We start from the raw sequence: 16,117 nt of genomic DNA, 5'->3' as shown, positions 1-16,117 counted from the left end.
CCGTTCAAATCTGAACTGGGGTGAAGCCGTAGGCGCTGCCGTCTTTCACGAAGACGCCGGTGCCGGGGAACGGGAAGTGCGAACCGGAAATGCGGATGTTGTCCGCGATCACCCGGTCGATGATCTTGTGGCGCGTGGTGATCGCCGTCGGCCCATCCTGGTCGTAGCTGCCCTGCCACTCCGGATGCGGCGCCAGAAGCGCCGGCACATACATGGTGTCGGCCGAAATCATCAGTTGCTCCTTGCCGGAATTGGCGAGGTACACCGAATGCCCCGGCGTGTGGCCGGGGGCGGCGATGATCTGGATGCCGGGCGCCACTTCCGCGCCGTCCTGAACCAGCTTCCAGTTCTTCCATTTCGGGAAGTTTTCGGCGATGCGCTTGCCTGCCGGTTTGCGGCCCTCGGGCAGCTTGGCGAGGCGGCTGGGGTCGGTCCACCAATTGTATTCGGTGGCGTTGACGATCAGCTCGGCATTGGGGAACACCGGCGTGTTAGTGCCCTTCTCCATCAGGCCCCAGACATGGTCGGGGTGGAAATGCGAGATCATGATGGTGTCGATCGCCTTGTAGTCGATGCCGGCGGCGGCCATGTTGGCCGGCAGATGGGTGGCGTTAGCCTGCCACTGGCCGACGCCCGAGCCCGCATCCATCATGATCAGCTTGCCGCCCATCTTCAGCACCACGACGGTGAGCGGAATGGGCATGAAGTCGGTGGTCAGCCCTGCCTTGGCGAGCGCCGCCTTGGTGTCGTCGACCGAGACATCCTTGATGAAGGCCGGGTCGTGCGGCTTCTTCCAGATGCCGTCATAGATGGCGGTCACCTCGATATCGCCGACTGTGTATTTGTAGAAGCCAACGGTCGGCTCCACCAGCAGCCCTGCGAGAGCGGGGCGGGTGAATTCAAGCTTGCCGGCAAGGCCGAAAGCGGCGGCGGCGGCGGCTGATCCAAGCAGTGTGCGGCGTGTCATGCTGAACATGGTGTGGTCTCCTGTGGGTTGCGGGTGGTGGCAAAAAAAAGCGGAAGGCGAGACATTCGGGGGATGACGGAGGGCCACGCCACATGGCCCTCCGTCCTGATGGCGGATGGGGTCGGGACTCGAGGGAGGTCGCGACCCCCGAACTCAGTTGCCCGGAACAGGCGGGCCGACGAATTCGCCCGCATCAGTCTGGGGAGCGGTCTGGCTGGAACCGGTCGTCACTTTGGTGTCGAGCTTGTTGTGACGCGCCGTGTAGGGGATCGAAGCAGTGGCGTTGCTGTCGACAGCGGCAAAGGGCTGGTTGTCGGCGTTGAAATGGTCGCTGCCGGCAAAGGCGCTGGTGGTGGCCAACAGAATGGCCGCAGCCGTAAGAGCGAGGTTTTTCATGGCGATGGATCCTGTTTGTTGAGAGACGCGTTGAAGGCCGGCAGTGCGCTTATCGGCCCCAGAGGCTGTCGCGATTGTGCTGGTCGATGATGTCCTGCACCGAGGTCTGATCCTGTCCGGTCTGGACCTGTGCATCGGCGCCGCTCTGGGTTGCCGTATAGGGGATAGAGGCCGTGACATTGGTGTCGACGGAAGGCTGGTTGATGCCTTCGAAATGGTCGCTGCCGGCAAAGGCAGCACTCGAGGCAAGCAACATCGCAGCCACGCTGAGAGCGAGCTTGGTCATTTCCAAAAATCCTTGTTTCGTTTCTTCGGGACGCGGGCCATTTTGGCCCCGCTGATGACAAGACCCGGACCGACCCTGCTTTATTCCCGGGGGTCGTGAGATTTTTTTGAAAAAGCGGAAATTCGCGGTCGCGGGCTCCCGAAACAGCCAATGGGCGGGAGCGCCCAGACACACTTCAGAAACAATATTCAACAGTTCGGAAAAACTGGTGAAAAGATCGCATGGCATAAGCACCCTGCGACAGTTCCGGAATATGTGAAGACGGCGCGGTCGAGATTGTGTTGAGCGCCCGGCCAAAACGGGTCAGGCGGTCAGGAATTGCCGGTCGCGGTTGCGGATTCTTCCGTTTTGGAAGCGTCAGTCATTCCGCCTCCATCAACAACGGCTAACAGCGGCAGAACAGCCGGCAATGCATGCTTAAGCGGCGGCACGATGTGCCTGTCGCAGTATCGATAGGACGGGAAGTTTTGGAAATGGATCACGGTCTCGATATATCAGCCCTCGACAGGGACACGGCACGACCAGGCGAAGAGCCTGAAACCGGGCTGGCCGGAAATGGCCGAGCAGACACCGGATTGGCAACCGTCGATGCGCTGATAAGGAGCGCCCAGCGTTCCCTGGTTGCGCACGGCCAGGTCCTGACCGGCACCGATTTCGCCCACGCGGGTCAGCCGGGCGAGCGGCTGGACAAGGTCTTCGAGCAGCTCGCCCAGACATACGCCACCTTGCCGGCGGTGATCTCCGAAGGCCGCAACTGGACCTATCAGGAGCTGGACCGCAGAGCCAACCAGTTCGCCCGTCTGCTGGCCAAGCGCGGCGTGAAGCCTGGCGACCGGGTCGGGCTCATTCTCGACCGCTCGGCGGAAACCTATGTCGCCCTGCTCGCCGTGGTGAAGGCGGGTGCTGCCTTCGTGCCGCTGGCCACCGCATTCCCCGAAGAGCGCATGGCGCTCATCATCGACGACGCCAGCGTCAGCCTGATCGTCACCATCGCCACCTATGCCTCGCGCGCCGGCCAGCTGCCGGTTCCACATCTGTTGATCGACAGCGCCGCCGCCGAAATCTCGGCCCAGTCCGACGCCCCGCTGAAGCCGCACAAGGGGCCGGCTGACGACATCTGCTACATCCTCTACACGTCGGGCACCACGGGCCGGCCGAAGGGCGTTGCCGTCCGCCACCAGAGCTTCGTCAACTTCATCCGCGTCGCCGCCGCGTCCTACGGCTACAAGCCTGGCGATCGCGTCTACCAGGGCATGACCATCGCCTTCGACTTCTCCTCCGAGGAGATCTGGGTGCCTTTCGTCGCCGGCGCGACCGTGGTGCCCGCACCCGGCCAGATGCCGCTGGTCGGCGAAGAGCTCGCCGATTTCCTGCGCCATCACGCCATCACCTGCATGGCCTGCAGCCCGACCCTGCTGTCGTCGATGACATCGGATGTGCCCAGCCTGCGCACGCTGCTGGTCGGCGGCGAAGCCTGCCCGCACAATCTGGTGGTGCGCTGGTCCAGGCCCGGCCGCAAGATCCTCAACACCTATGGCCCGACCGAAGCGACGGTGACGGCAACGATGGGCGAATTGACGCCGGATCGTCCCGTGACCATCGGCGCGCCATTGCCGACCTATTCGATCGTCATCCTCGACGCTTCGCTGCCGCAGCTTGCCGAACCTGGCGAACTGGGCGAGATCGGCATTGCCGGCATTGGCCTCGCCGTCGGCTACCTCAACCGGCAAGACCTGACGGAGCAGAAATTCATCGCCGATTTCGTCGGCCTGCCCAACAACCCGTCGAAGCGCATCTACCGAACCGGCGACCTGGGCCGCATTAACGATGACGGCGAGATCGAATATGCCGGGCGCATCGACACGCAGGTGAAGATCCGCGGCTATCGCATTGAACTGGGTGAGATCGAAGCCGTGCTGCTCGACCAGCCGGCAATCGCGCAGGCCGCCGTCACCACCTGGGAGATCGAGCCCGGCCGCGTCGAGCTCGTCGCCTATTACGCGGCGAAGGCAGGCCAGCCGGCGATCTCGCGCGCCGACATTGCCCAGGTGATGAAGCGCCGCCTGCCCGACTACATGGTGCCCTCCTATCTGGAGGAACTGCCGGCAATCCCGATGACGGTGTCCAACAAGGTCGACCTGCGTCAGTTGCCGACACCGACCAGCACCAGGCTGTCGGCCGACCGCGCCATGGTGGCGCCCGCCAATGACGACGAGCGTTTCCTGGCCGACGCGCTGGCCGCGGTGCTGAAATTCGAGGAGGTGTCGGTCGAGGACAATTTCTTCGACGACCTCGGCGCCAATTCGCTGCTGATGGCGCATTTCTGCGCCCGTGTGCGCACCCGCAAGGAATGGGCGACGACGTCCATGCGCGACATCTATCTCTATCCGACGGTCGCGCGCCTGGCCAAGCATCTGGCCGTAGCCGACGAGATGACGACGGCCACGGCAGAGCCGGTGCTGACCCGCCGGGCCTCGAACCTTGTCTACTGGACCTGCGGCATGGCCCAGCTTTCGTTCTACCTCGCCTACAGCTATGTCGCGCTGTGGGCGATCAACACCGGCCTCAACTGGGTCTATGACGCGCTCGACGAGCCGCTGCAGCTCTATGTCAGGTGCGTGGCGCTGTCGGCCGGCGTGTTCTTCGGCATGTCGGGCTTTGCCGTTGCCGCCAAATGGGTGCTTATCGGCCGCTGGAAGGCCGAGGCGTTTCCCATCTGGGGATGGCACTACTATCGCTTCTGGGTGGTCAAGACGCTGATCCGCTCGGCCCCTGTCGTGCTGTTCCGCGGCAGCCCGCTCTACAGCATGTATCTGCGGCTGCTCGGCACCAAGCTCGGCCACAACGCCGTCATCGAATCGCGGTCCGTGCCCGTCTGCACGGACCTGATTTCGATCGGCGACAACACCATCCTGCGCAAGGAATCGATGATCCTCGGCTATCGCGCGCAGGCCGGCTATATCCACACCGGGCCGCTGTCCATCGGCCGCGATGCCTTTGTCGGCGTCGGCTCCACGCTCGACATCGACACCTCGATCGGTGACGGCGGCCAGCTCGGCCATTCCTCCTCGCTGCAGCGCGGGCAGAGCATTCCGGACGGCGAGCACTGGCATGGATCGCCGGCCGTGCCGACCACGGCGGATTATTGCAAGGTGCGCAATGTGAACGCCTACGAGATGCGCCGCTTCCTCTACGAAGCCGTCCAGCTGGTGCTGCTGTTCGCTGTCATCACCCCGCTGCCCCTCTTGTTCCACAGCTATTGGGAATATGTCGGCGACGACTATCAGGAGACGATCGGCCTGGTCGCCATCGGCACGACGGTCACGCTTTTCGGCTATGTCGCGCTGGCCTTTTTCGCCGCCACCGTGGTGCCGCGCGTCTTCAGCCTGATCCTGAAGCCCGGCCGCACCTACACGCTCTACGGCTTCCGCTACTGGCTGCAGACCGTCTCCGAATTCTCCAGCAACTCGCGTGTGCTGGGCCTGCTGTTCGGCGACAGCTCGGCCATCGTCCATTACATGCGCGCCATCGGCTGGAACCTCAACAAGGTGGTGCAGACCGGTTCCAATTTCGGCTCCAACCAGCAGCACGAAAACCCGCTTCTGTGCGAGATCGGCACCGAGACGATGGTGTCCGACGGCCTGTTCATGATCAACGTCCACAAATCCGCCTCCGCGTTCCGGCTCGAGCCGACGCGGATCGGCGAGCGCAACTATCTCGGCAACAACATCTACTATCCGCCGGATGGACGCACGGGCGACAACGTCCTGCTCGGCACCAAGGTGATGATCCCGATCGACGGACCGGTGCGCGAGAATGTCGGGCTTCTGGGTTCCCCATCCTTTGAGATTCCGCGCATGGTCAACCGCGACAAGGAGCTCATCGCCGGCGTCGACGAGGCCGACCGGCGCAAGCGCATCCCGTTCAAGAACCGCCACAATCTGGTGACGATCCTTCTGTTCATCGCCACGCAATGGGTCATGCTGTTCGTCACGCTGGCGATCTGGGACCGCGCGTTGAACTATTATACCGAATGGGCCGAGGTCGCGCTCTTCGTGGCGGTGATCCTGACCTCGATCATCACCATTCCGTTCTACATCTTCGTCGAGCGGGCAAGCCTTGGTTTTCGCCGGCTGAAGCCGCGGATAACGACGATCTACGACGTCGACTTCTGGCGCCACGAACGCCACTGGAAGCTGGCGGATTCACCGATCGTGAACCTGTTCGCCGGCACGCCTTTCCGGCCGATGATCCTGCGCCTGCTGGGCGTCAAGGTCGGCAGCAGAAGTCTATGACGGCGGCGCCAACCTGACCGAGCGTTCCCTGGTGGAAATCGGCGACGACGTCACGCTCAACGAGGGCTCGGTCATCCAGGCCCATTCGCTGGAAGAAGGCGCCTTCAAGTCCGACTACATCCGCATCGGCGATGGCTGCACGCTTGGACCGTCGGCCTTCATCCACTACGGTGTCGTGATGGGCAAGGGATCGATGGTCGATGCCGATTCCTTCGTCATGAAGGGCGAAGAGCTGGAGCCCAATACGATCTGGCGCGGCAACCCGGCCAAGCTGCACCGCTTCGTCGAGCCGATCACCGAGAACGGCGCCAAGGCTTCGTCCTGACGTGACAGATCGATCCGGAAGCACATTGGACATCCGGATCGGCCCAGTGACCCCGGCCAACCGTGCCTTGGTCACCGCATTGCAGCTGGCGCCGGAGCAGGTGGATTTCGTCGCCAGCAATGCCGACTCGCTGCGCGAAGCCAAGTCCGACAAGGACGCGCGGCCGCGCGTCGTCATGGCCGGCGATAACGTCGTCGGCTTCCTGATGTACGAGGCGCCACGCGACGACGACGAGGCGCGCATCTACCGCTTCATGATCGACCGCGCCTGGCAAGGCAGAGGCTACGGCAAGGCCGCCTTGCGTGAAGTGCTGAACGAAATCCGGGGGCTCGGCCACATCAGGCACGTTTCCACCTGCTATGAACCCGAAAATGAAGCGGCACGGCAGCTCTATCGCACCGCCGGTTTCGTCGAGGAAGGGCTCGACGAGGACGGCGAAATGATCGCCGACCTGGTCCTGCCGGCATCGACCAGCCGATGACACCTGCCGCAAATCCTTCGCCCCCGGCTTTGCCCGAGGAAACCGCGCTGGCGCAGGCGCTGGCCGCCATTGCCCCACATGGGGTCCGCACCGGATGCCGGCTCATACGCGAAGGGGATGATGCTCACTTGCTGCCCGAGGAGGCGCGCTCCATTCCCGCGCGTCGGCCAGCCATGCGCAGGGCGAGCGGCGCGGCGCGCTGGATCGCGCACCTTCTGCTGACCGATATCGGTGTCGACAATTTCGCCCTCCTGCGCACCCCATCCGGCGCGCCTGCATGGCCCGGCGGGATTACGGGTTCGCTCGCGCATGATGACGACATGGCCGTGGCGGCGGTTGCCGCGGTCGGCCAAATCCGCTCGCTCGGCATCGACGTCGAGCCCGCCCTGCCCCTGCCCGACGACATCTTCGCGCTCGTTGCAACCCCGGCGGATCGGACAGAGACGGTCGACCGGCATCTTGCCGGCCGCATCCTGTTTGCCGCCAAGGAAGCGGTCTACAAGGCAGCCTATCCCATGGACCGCCAGGTACTGGGCTATGAGGACATCACCGTCGACCTGAACACAGGCCGCGCGACCACCAGGAGCGGCCGCGAGGCGAGGCTCGCATACTGCGTTACTCCGCGTGTCGTGGTGTTGGCATGTTTCGCGGAATAGCGCCTATTCGCTCACCACTTCAGTATAATCCCTCACCTGCCCATCCAGCCCGCGAATGCGCCAGTTTTCCCCGTCGCGAGCCTCGACATGGCAAGGCCCAAGCGGCACCTTGCCGCCGCCTTCCGGCAGGTCGAGCACATAGACCGGGTTGCAGATGCCCGACAGCCGTGCGCGCAGCGCTTCCACCAGCGCCTGGCCCTGCGCGATGGTGGTGCGCCGGTGCGCCATGCCGCGCGCGAGGTCGCCATGGTGGAGGTAATAGGGTTTTATCCCCAGCCGGTACATCAGCTCGCGGCAGAGCTCCTCCAGCACCTCGACGCTGTCATTGACGCCCTTGAGCAGGACGCTCTGGTTGAGCAGCACGAAGCCCGCTTGCCGCATGGTCCGGCAGGCCGCCCCGGCGGCATCGGTGATCTCGCGCGCATGGTTGAAATGGGTAACGACGGTGACCATCAGCCGACCCTGCAACGCCGCGACCAGCCCCGACGTGATGCGCGACGGCAGCGCCACCGGCACGCGCGTGTGGATGCGCAACAGCCGCACATGCGCGATCGCCTCGATGCGCGCGACGATTTCGGCCAGCGCCTTGTCGGGCAGCGACAATGGATCGCCGCCGGTCAGGATCACCTCGCGGATTTCGGGATGAGCCGCGATATAGGCCAGCGCCGGCTCCAGCGCCTCGCGGGTATAGCCGCGCCCGATCGAGGTCAGCGATTCCTTGCGGAAGCAGAACCGGCAATAGACCGCGCATTGATAGGTCGGGAACAGCAGCACCCGGTCGGCATGGCGATGCGTCAGGCGCGGCACCGGGCTGAAGTCATGGTCGGCGATCGGATCGCCAAGCTCGCCCTCTGTTTCCACCAATTCGCCCAGTGACGGGATCACCTGTGCCCGGATCGGATCAGCCGGATCGTTCCAGTCGATCAGGTCGAGATAGGCTTTCGGCGCCCGCACCTTGTGGTGCGCGGCGGCAGCTTGAGCGGCGGCGCGCTCGGCTGGCGACAGCGGCAGGCGATCGAGGTCGCGCACATGGCGCACGCCCTGGCGAATATCGTCCTGCCAGTCGGGGGCACGGATTGCATCTTTGAGGTCGGTCATTGCAGGTCTCGGCTGTTCGCGCGGACCTATCGGCCGGATGGGCGGTTGGGTCAACCGCAATGGAGGCCAATCATGCCCGCCGCGCTCTACGAGGCCCCTCTCTGTCCTGCCGGACATCTCCCCCTTAAGGGGGGAGATCGGATGTTACGACGGCCTTCGCCGATCTCCGAAGTCATAAGGGAAGAGCCGGCGCCCGGGCTGCCAATCTCCCCACTTGAGGGGGAGATGTCCGGCAGGACAGAGGGGGGGCGTCGTAGAGCACCAGCCTTTGCCAAGAAGCCCAATCTTCACCCAGTCCGCCCACCCTTCCCGCCATCCCCACAAAAGCACTCTCAATGCTCTCAAACCGCAGCTCCGGATAAAGCGCAGCCGCCCCCGGAGTGTCCGTCTCGAGCGCGGTCTCGCCGCGGATCCAGAATGCCCTGAGCAAACCGAGGCCGGGCGCCACCTGGACCATCGCGTCCAACTCTTCGGCACTCATCCTCGCGATGCGCGGCGAGCGACCCTTCGACCTCGCGCTGAAATCGGCGGCCAGCTACTACCTCGTCTATCCCGAAGGCGCGTTGCGCCAGAAGAAGATCAGGGCGTTCCGCGACTGGCTGTTTGCCGAGGTGGCGGCTGACTGGGTTGGGATGTCCGGGAAGGACCAAAACGGTGCTTAGGCCGCGCGGCTGGAGCGGAGCTGTTGGCTCCGCGCGGTTTCGCACACCAATGTCCGCACACATTGGGTGGGGACCTTCCATGAAGAGAGCTTACGTCAAACCGGTGCTGGCAAAGCACCAGAAACTTTCGGCCGTAACGGCAGCGACAACCAACTCGAACGACTCCCAGGCGCCCGAGTAAACCTGAACGCAGGCTGTGGAGACGCGAAAAACTGGGGTTCCTACCTTCCCCTTGTGGGGGTCCGAAGGACGGGCGAGACCCGTGGCTCGCCCCGGCGGAGGACCGGGTGGGGGTGCTAGCGCAGACGTTGCAGAAGCTGGTTCCCTCCCACTGCGGCCCGATGAGCAGGCGAGCGAGACAGGTGGACAACTCCGGGCTGCCCACCTGGCCCCCGCCTGATGCATGTCGCCCCAAGGGGGCATCGGATTTCAGGGAACCGACATGCATCGAAAGGACACCGGCAAGCAAAGTGAACGTTACGGCAAGCAGGGACCAGTCGTCATATGACGACTGTCGCGAGGAAGGTCGGCTCCGGAGCTAATCCTTGGCGCGGTAGGCTTCCGGTATCACGAACACCTCGTCGGCGCGGCCATAGCCGCCGTCGGCGACTTCCTCCACCAGCACCATTGTGTAGGGCCGCACACCCTCGCCGAAAAAGTCGACGAACATGGCTGTGGTTCGATGGATGAGGTCTTCCTTCTGCGCCTTGGAGAGCGCCGCCTGCGGCATCTTGATGTTGGCGAATGGCATGATCGTTTCCTTTCTGTTGAGGGTCGGGTTTCAGGCTTTGGGATGGAGCAGGTCGGCAAGGCCGATCCGTTCCATGAGTTGCGCGCGCACGCGGTCGGCAACGCCGTTGACGATGGTGGCGCCGTCATCCGACGGGTCGATGTGGACGCGAAACGGGCGGCTGCCGTGGGGCATGGCCACGAGGTCGACGATTGCCGCCGCGATCTCGGCCGGATCGGCATCCGCCGGTTCGAGGGACGCCAGCCCCTTCAGCACCTGCTGGTCGGCACCGGCATAGGGGCCGGACCAATAGGCGTCGGCGCGCACCGCATCGGCCGGTGCCGCCGCGTGATGAAAATGCTCCGTGCCCTTGGTGAAGGCACCGGGCACGACGATCGTCGTTTCGATGCCGAAGCGGGCGAGTTCCAGCGCATAGCTCTGCGCCAACGCATCCATGCCCGCCTTGGCCGCGAAATAGGGTGCCAGGAATGGTGGCGTGCCGCCGCGCGTGCTGCTCGAACCGACCCATATCATCTGCGCCCGGCCGAGAGACCGCATTTGCGGCAGGGCGGCGAGGTTGACGCGCTGCGTGCCGACGACGTTGACGTCATAGAGCTGCGCCAGCTGTTCGGGCGAGAAGGACTCGGCCGGGCCGAACCCCATATGGCCAGCATTGTGGATCAGCACGTCGAGCTGGCCGGCCTCAGTGACGATCTGCCGGATTGCCGCTTGCGCCGATGCGTCCGAGGTGACGTCGAGCGCGATGGTCTTCAGCGCCACGCCCTCGTCACGAGCGAAGTTTTCCATTTCGGCCACCGCCGCGCCACGCGCCGAGGGGTCGCGCATCGAGGCATAGACCGTGTGGCCTTCTCTCGCCAGCGCACGCGCCGTCATCGCGCCGAAGCCTGAGGAAGCGCCGGTGATCAGGATTGTCTTGTTCATGGTCATATCCTCAGATCACGCCGCCATTGGCGCGGATGATTTGTCCGTTGACCCAGAAGCTGTCCGGCCCGGCCAGGAACGCGACCACGCCGGCAATGTCGTCGGGCTGGCCAAGCCGGCCGAGCGGGATCATCTTGGCCGTAGCCTCGATCTGCGCCGCGCTCTTGCCGTCCGTGAACAGCGCCGTCTCGACCGGTCCTGGCGCCACCGCGTTGACCGTGACGCGACGTGCGCCAAGCTCCTTGGCCAGGATATGCGTCATTGCCTCGACCGCTGCCTTGGTGGCGGCATAGACGCCGTAACCCGGCTGGTAGAGGCCGACGACGCTTGAGGAGAAATTGACGATGCGGCCGCCATCGCGCAGGCGTTTTGCACCTTCGCGCATGCCCCTGAACACGCCGCCGAGATTGATGGCGATCTGTGTGTCGAAGGCGGCATCGCCGGTCCCGGCGATCGGCGACAGCTTCATGACGCCGGCATTGTTGACCAGGATATCGACGCCACCGAACGCCTTCTCGCCGGCATCGAACAGCGTGGCCATGCCGGTGGGATCGGCGATATCGGCCTGCACGGCGATTGCCTTGCCGCCTTCGGCTTTGATCGCGCCGACGACCGCTTCAGCTTCGGCGCGGCCCCGTGCATAGTTGACGACGACGGCGATGCCGTCGCGGGCGAGCCGCCGGGCGATCGCCGCTCCGATGCCCTTGGAGGCGCCGGTCACGATCGCGGTTCTGGTTGGGTTACCCGTACTTGTCTGCTGGTTTGTCATGGAAGTCTCTCCGTGTTGTCAGTGACACGGATATAGGCCAAGCCAACTTCCGGATAATCAGCCGCCTCTTGACATCACTATTCGGAAATTGCGAACAAAGAGCATGGATCGCCTGGATACGATGCGGCTCTTCGTCCGCGTGCTGGAGCGGCGCAGTTTTACCGCTGCCGCCGCCGATCTCGGCCTGCCCAGGTCAACCGCGACGGAGGCGATCCGGCGGCTCGAAGAACATCTCGGCGCGCGGCTGCTGGAGCGGACCACGCGGCAGGTGAACGCCACGCAGGATGGCGAGGCCTATTACCGGCGCTGCCTGTCGATCCTGGCCGAGATCGAGGATGCGGAAGCCGCCTTCCGCAAGGCAGAACCCTTCGGCCTGCTGCGCATAGGACGCCAGCACGCTGCTCACCCGCACCTTCCTGCTGCCGCGCCTGCCGGAGTTCTTGGCCCGATATCCGCGCATCGATCTGCAGATCGGCCAGAGCGACCGGCTGGTCGACCTCGTGCGCGAGGGCGTTGATTGCGTCATCCGTGTCGGCGAGCCGCCCGACAGCGGCATGATCATGCGGCGGCTCGCCATGATCCGCGAAATGACCTGCGCCAGCCCCGCCTATCTCTCTCGCCACGGCGTGCCCGCCTCCCCCGACGCGCTCGATGGCCATCAGGCAGTCGGCTTCGTCTCGTCGCGCACCGGCGAAGTGCTGCCCTTCGAATTCACCGTCAACGGCAAGACGCGCGAGATCCGGTTGGCGGGCCGCGTCGCCGCCAACAATTCCGACACCGCCGCCGACCTGGCGCGGCTCGGCCTCGGCCTCATCCAGGCGCCGCGCTATCGCTTCGAGAAGGACCTCGCCGATGGCACGCTGGTCGAAGTGCTGGCCGGCTATCCGCCCTCACCCACGCCATTGTCGGCACTCTATCCGCAGAACCGGCAGCTCTCGCCCCGGCTGCGCGTCTTCCTCGACTGGGCCGCGCGCATCTTTGCCGAGGCGAACCTTTAGCGACGGGTCCGCCGTTGCCCATCGGCGCGAACTGATGTCATTGTTGCCGCGACAGCGCGCCAGGGGAGATGGGGCGCCGCCAGGGAGGACTGACATGACCGGCTTGCCGCGCTACGAGGACGCTGTTGCGGCCTTTCGCATCGAGGATGAGATCGCCAGGCTCGACGGTGATCCGGCGACCGGCATCAACGCCTATGTCGAATGCTGCGGCCGCCACACCGGCCAGAACCGGCTGGCGCTGCGCGCGATCTCGGCCGGTGGCGAACTCAGGCAGTTCAGCTTCGACGACCTCGCCGATATGTCGGGCCGCGTCGCCAATCTCCTGAAGGCAACCGGCGTCGGTCCCGGCGATGTCGTGGCCGGCATGCTGCCGCGCATTCCCGAACTGGTGGCGCTCATCCTCGGCACCTGGCGCATCGGTGCCGTCTACCAGCCGCTGTTCACCGCCTTCGGCCCGAAGGCCATCGAACACCGGCTCGGCTATAGCAGCGCCAGGCTGGTGGTGACCAATCCGGCCAATCGCGGCAAGCTGGACGAGATCGAGAACGGACCGCCGATCGCCATCATTCTTGGTGCCGGCGACGCCTTGCCCCCAGGCGACATCGATTTCCGCGCCGCCCTCGCCGCAGCCTCCCCCGATTGCGAACCCGTCATGCGCCGGGGTGACGACCTGTTCATGATGATGTCGACCTCGGGAACGACCGGCCTGCCCAAGGGCGTGCCGGTACCGCTCAGCGCCCTGCTCGCTTTCGGCGCCTATATGCGCGATGCGATCGGATTGCGCCCCGACGACATCTTCTGGAACATCGCCGATCCCGGCTGGGCCTATGGCCTCTATTACGCCATCACGGGTCCTCTGCTTCTCGGCATCGCCACCACCTTCAATGAAGGCGCCTTCACCGCCAAAAGCACCTACGACGTCATCGAGCGGCTCGGCGTCACCAGCCTTGCCGGTTCGCCCACCGCCTTTCGCCTGCTGCTTGCCGAAGGACCCGAGGCCGCCGCCCACATCAGGGGCAGGCTGCGCGTGGTGAGCAGCGCCGGCGAGCCGCTCAACCCGGAAGTGATCCGCTGGTTCGACGCCCATCTCGCCGCGCCCATCCACGACCATTACGGCCAGACCGAGAACGGCATGATGGTCAACAACCACCATGGCCTCGCGCACACCGTTCGCACGGGCTCCGCCGGTTTTGCCATGCCGGGCTACCGCATGGTGGTGCTGGACGACGAAGGCCGCGAACTCGGCCCCAACCAGCCCGGCATCCTCGCCGTCGACATCGCCAACTCGCCGCTGCGCTGGTTCGACGGTTACCATCAGGAGAAAACGCCGGCGATATCAGGTGGCTATTACCGCACCGGCGACACAGTGGAGTACGAGCCGGATGGATCGGTCTCCTTCATCGGCCGCGCCGACGATGTCATCACCTCGTCCGGCTACCGCATCGGCCCCTTCGACGTCGAAAGCGCGCTGATCGAACATCCCGCCGTCAATGAAGCAGCGGTGGTCGGCGTGCCCGACCCGCAGCGCACCGAGATCGTCAAGGCCTTCGTCATCCTGGCACCCGCCTACAAGGGTAGTCCTGAGCTTGCCGAAGAACTGGCCCAGCATGTCCGCAAACGGCTTTCGGCGCACGCCTATCCGCGCGAGATCGATTTCGTAGCGGAACTGCCGAAGACGCCAAGCGGCAAGATCCAGCGGTTTCTGCTAAGGAAGGCGGAGGTGGAGAAGCGGAAGGGCTGAGAGGGCCGCCCCCTCAGACCGCGTGCTCCATACCCACCTGATCGTCAGCCGAGGCGCCCACGAAACAAGGTGGTGCCGTCGCTCAGGCGCGTCCTGGAGATGTCGCGCAATCCAGCCTCGGTCATCCACGCGCGATACTGACCTTCCGTGTAGGATTCGCCGTGGCGATAGAGGTTCAGGAAGGTGAGGTTGAGAAAGACCCCCTCGGGCGGGCCGAGGCGGTCGTCATCGACGACACCCCATCCCGCGATGGCGATCTCGCCTCCTTGCGTGAGGCAACGCGCGGCGTTCAGGATCGCACGGCGTGCCTGGTCCGGCGGCAGGACCTGGACGACGGCCTTCAGGATCGCCAGATCGTGCCGGCCGATCGACGGCGCGACGGTTATATCGCCCTCTTCGACAACCACGTCGCTGGCACCGTATTCCGTCAGGATAGAAGGTGCTGCCGCCGCGACCGTCGGCAGTTCCATCAGCGTCGCCGCGATTTGCGGCCATCCCTCGCGAAGTCCAACGAGAATGGTTCCCGCGCCCCCGCCAATGTCGATCACCGAACCGATCGCGGAAAGGTCGATCTCCCGGGCCAGGTTGCGGCCGAAAATCACCCCGCCCGGCGCCAGCATGCGGCTGAAGGCTGCCGCCGCCTCAGGCCCCGCTTCGGAAAAATCGTGCAGTGCTGCCGGCCGGTTCTGTCGCAGCGACTCCGCGGTCAACAGGTCGGCACCCCAGAGCTCGCGCAGCAGCGCATGATCGCCGCCGCGATAGGCCGGCTTGGACGCGTCGAGGAAGGCGGACGCTTCGGTACCGTTGCGAAACTGGCCATCCTTGACGTCGAGCAGACCGATGCTGGCGAGCGCATAGAGGAGCCGCGACAGACGATCGGGCTCGACGTTGAGCGCGGCCCCGAGGCTGTCGGCGGTCGCCGCATCGCCACCGAGAAGGGTGAAGATGCCAAGGTCCAGCCCGGCGCGAAGCGCCAAGGCGGGGGGCACCGCTGCGACCAGCCTGTCGATCCGATCGGAATCCACCATGTCACGCTCCCTTCTCCATCCAGGATCGGCTTCGAAGAAGTTGCCAGATCCAGGGGTTTTTGCCGGGCAAGGCAGAGGTCGAGAGGCGGAAGGCCTAAGGGAACAGTTGGGTCTCAAACCGCTCGGAATTGCTCGACCTCCCAATCGAATGGCCCCCTGCGCATGAAGACCTCCAAGGCTCTGGCTGCAGCAAGTCTCAGCCGCTCCCAAGGCTCAGTTCCTATCACCTGCTCGAGCGGGGGCAACATTTTCGGCGTGTCATCAGATACACGGTCCAACACAGAGCGATAATCCCGAAGTGCTCGCTGCTCGTCGATGGAGAACACCGGTTCAGCATAGTGCTCAAGGACTTTGTCGGACGCATAGTCATCCCATTGATTGAAAGCTTCGTGCGGGATGCGAACATTCGGAACAGCGGCTTGATATTTTCGCTGCTCTTCATGGGACGATACCCACTCAAAATATCCGATCAAATGGTTGCGGTAACGCTGATTCAGGAGGATGTCAGAGATCGGCCGCTCCGCGACTTTGGGCGTCCCCGCGCCGCCGGTATTGTCGGTCATTGATAAGCCACGTGCTTTTCCGAGCGGCTGATACTATGCCATGAACCACTCCAAGTACCAGCTCCCACCGGCGTGTGTGCTGGCGACGCTACTGCCTGGATCAGTCGAGCCCCGGAACCTTGACTGCCCGGATACGGCAGTCTCTTGTCACGACAGATTCGGCCGACAAGGGAGGTGCCC

General features: G+C 64.5%; 13 protein-coding genes and 2 pseudogenes. 6 read left to right on the top strand and 9 right to left on the bottom strand.

What is annotated here, in order from left to right:
* Positions 1 to 4: 4 nt before the first annotated feature.
* The 3 genes from ACZYHG_RS17245 to ACZYHG_RS17235 all read right to left on the bottom strand — a co-directional run bounded on the left by ACZYHG_RS17245 (position 5) and on the right by ACZYHG_RS17235 (position 1,649).
* Positions 5 to 976, bottom strand: coding sequence for an MBL fold metallo-hydrolase (locus ACZYHG_RS17245; RefSeq protein ID WP_464609573.1), 972 nt, complete (start codon positions 974 to 976; stop codon positions 5 to 7).
* Positions 977 to 1,120: 144 nt separating this feature from the next.
* Positions 1,121 to 1,363 carry a DUF680 domain-containing protein gene (locus tag ACZYHG_RS17240; protein ID WP_464609572.1) on the bottom strand — a complete coding sequence of 81 codons (243 nt, stop codon included), beginning with the start codon at positions 1,361 to 1,363 and terminating at the stop codon, positions 1,121 to 1,123.
* 49 nt (positions 1,364 to 1,412) lie between these two features.
* The gene (locus ACZYHG_RS17235; protein ID WP_464609571.1) at positions 1,413 to 1,649 is read right to left on the bottom strand and encodes a DUF680 domain-containing protein; all 237 of its coding nucleotides are present in this window, start codon (positions 1,647 to 1,649) and stop codon (positions 1,413 to 1,415) included.
* Positions 1,650 to 2,122: 473 nt separating this feature from the next.
* Here ACZYHG_RS17235 and ACZYHG_RS17230 point away from each other — a divergent pair.
* The 3 genes and pseudogenes from ACZYHG_RS17230 (at position 2,123) to ACZYHG_RS17220 (ending at position 7,406) form a co-directional block, all read left to right on the top strand.
* A pseudogene (locus ACZYHG_RS17230) lies at positions 2,123 to 6,269 on the top strand (Pls/PosA family non-ribosomal peptide synthetase).
* Positions 6,270 to 6,315: 46 nt separating this feature from the next.
* Positions 6,316 to 6,750: a GNAT family N-acetyltransferase gene (locus ACZYHG_RS17225; RefSeq protein WP_464609570.1), complete on the top strand. Its 435-nt coding sequence runs from the start codon at positions 6,316 to 6,318 to the stop codon at positions 6,748 to 6,750.
* Positions 6,747 to 7,406, top strand: coding sequence for a 4'-phosphopantetheinyl transferase family protein (locus ACZYHG_RS17220; protein WP_464609569.1), 660 nt, complete (start codon positions 6,747 to 6,749; stop codon positions 7,404 to 7,406). The genes ACZYHG_RS17225 and ACZYHG_RS17220 overlap by 4 nt, the downstream gene beginning before the upstream one ends.
* A 3-nt stretch (positions 7,407 to 7,409) precedes the next feature.
* On the opposite strand, the gene ACZYHG_RS17215 is transcribed toward ACZYHG_RS17220, so the two are convergent.
* Positions 7,410 to 8,504 carry a KamA family radical SAM protein gene (locus tag ACZYHG_RS17215; protein WP_464609568.1) on the bottom strand — a complete coding sequence of 365 codons (1,095 nt, stop codon included), beginning with the start codon at positions 8,502 to 8,504 and terminating at the stop codon, positions 7,410 to 7,412.
* A 380-nt stretch (positions 8,505 to 8,884) separates the two neighbouring features.
* Here ACZYHG_RS17215 and ACZYHG_RS17210 point away from each other — a divergent pair, with 380 nt between their 5' ends.
* The gene (locus ACZYHG_RS17210; RefSeq protein WP_464609567.1) at positions 8,885 to 9,166 is read left to right on the top strand and encodes a hypothetical protein; all 282 of its coding nucleotides are present in this window, start codon (positions 8,885 to 8,887) and stop codon (positions 9,164 to 9,166) included.
* A 538-nt stretch (positions 9,167 to 9,704) separates the two neighbouring features.
* Here the strand turns inward: ACZYHG_RS17210 and ACZYHG_RS17205 are convergent.
* The 3 genes from ACZYHG_RS17205 to ACZYHG_RS17195 are packed head-to-tail and all read right to left on the bottom strand — an operon-like array spanning position 9,705 to position 11,607.
* Entirely contained in the window at positions 9,705 to 9,917 is a 213-nt protein-coding gene (locus tag ACZYHG_RS17205; protein ID WP_464609566.1) for a tautomerase family protein, read from the bottom strand.
* Between the two features lie 30 nt (positions 9,918 to 9,947).
* Entirely contained in the window at positions 9,948 to 10,838 is an 891-nt protein-coding gene (locus ACZYHG_RS17200) for an SDR family oxidoreductase (RefSeq protein ID WP_464609565.1), read from the bottom strand.
* 10 nt (positions 10,839 to 10,848) lie between these two features.
* Positions 10,849 to 11,607, bottom strand: a complete 759-nt coding sequence (locus ACZYHG_RS17195; protein WP_464609564.1) for an SDR family oxidoreductase — start codon at positions 11,605 to 11,607, stop codon at positions 10,849 to 10,851.
* Positions 11,608 to 11,710: 103 nt separating this feature from the next.
* Here ACZYHG_RS17195 and ACZYHG_RS17190 point away from each other — a divergent pair.
* Both ACZYHG_RS17190 and ACZYHG_RS17185 read left to right on the top strand, forming a co-directional pair.
* Positions 11,711 to 12,605 (top strand): annotated as a pseudogene (locus tag ACZYHG_RS17190) (LysR family transcriptional regulator).
* Positions 12,606 to 12,699: 94 nt separating this feature from the next.
* Positions 12,700 to 14,346, top strand: a complete 1,647-nt coding sequence (locus tag ACZYHG_RS17185) for an acyl-CoA synthetase (RefSeq protein ID WP_464609563.1) — start codon at positions 12,700 to 12,702, stop codon at positions 14,344 to 14,346.
* Between the two features lie 44 nt (positions 14,347 to 14,390).
* Here the strand turns inward: ACZYHG_RS17185 and ACZYHG_RS17180 are convergent, their stop codons facing one another.
* Positions 14,391 to 15,374: a methyltransferase gene (locus ACZYHG_RS17180; RefSeq protein ID WP_464609562.1), complete on the bottom strand. Its 984-nt coding sequence runs from the start codon at positions 15,372 to 15,374 to the stop codon at positions 14,391 to 14,393.
* 113 nt (positions 15,375 to 15,487) lie between these two features.
* Positions 15,488 to 15,937, bottom strand: a complete 450-nt coding sequence (locus tag ACZYHG_RS17175) for a hypothetical protein (protein WP_464609561.1) — start codon at positions 15,935 to 15,937, stop codon at positions 15,488 to 15,490.
* Positions 15,938 to 16,117 lie beyond the last annotated feature (180 nt).

It is taken from the genome of Mesorhizobium subarcticum, from assembly GCF_055456085.1.
Note: the sequence above shows the minus strand (reverse complement) of the source record. Positions and strands in the feature narration are given on the sequence as shown.

Excerpts from the sequence above, each read along its gene's own strand:
- ACZYHG_RS17245 (WP_464609573.1), bottom strand. The coding sequence starts at position 976 with ATGTTCAGCATGACACGCCGCACACTGCTTGGATCAGCCGCCGCCGCC.
- ACZYHG_RS17240 (WP_464609572.1), bottom strand. The coding sequence starts at position 1,363 with ATGAAAAACCTCGCTCTTACGGCTGCGGCCATTCTGTTGGCCACCACC.
- ACZYHG_RS17235 (WP_464609571.1), bottom strand. The coding sequence starts at position 1,649 with ATGACCAAGCTCGCTCTCAGCGTGGCTGCGATGTTGCTTGCCTCGAGT.
- ACZYHG_RS17220 (WP_464609569.1), top strand. The coding sequence starts at position 6,747 with ATGACACCTGCCGCAAATCCTTCGCCCCCGGCTTTGCCCGAGGAAACC.
- ACZYHG_RS17215 (WP_464609568.1), bottom strand. The coding sequence starts at position 8,504 with ATGACCGACCTCAAAGATGCAATCCGTGCCCCCGACTGGCAGGACGAT.
- ACZYHG_RS17205 (WP_464609566.1), bottom strand. The coding sequence starts at position 9,917 with ATGCCATTCGCCAACATCAAGATGCCGCAGGCGGCGCTCTCCAAGGCG.
- ACZYHG_RS17200 (WP_464609565.1), bottom strand. The coding sequence starts at position 10,838 with ATGAACAAGACAATCCTGATCACCGGCGCTTCCTCAGGCTTCGGCGCG.
- ACZYHG_RS17195 (WP_464609564.1), bottom strand. The coding sequence starts at position 11,607 with ATGACAAACCAGCAGACAAGTACGGGTAACCCAACCAGAACCGCGATC.
- ACZYHG_RS17185 (WP_464609563.1), top strand. The coding sequence starts at position 12,700 with ATGACCGGCTTGCCGCGCTACGAGGACGCTGTTGCGGCCTTTCGCATC.
- ACZYHG_RS17180 (WP_464609562.1), bottom strand. The coding sequence starts at position 15,374 with ATGGTGGATTCCGATCGGATCGACAGGCTGGTCGCAGCGGTGCCCCCC.
- ACZYHG_RS17175 (WP_464609561.1), bottom strand. The coding sequence starts at position 15,937 with ATGACCGACAATACCGGCGGCGCGGGGACGCCCAAAGTCGCGGAGCGG.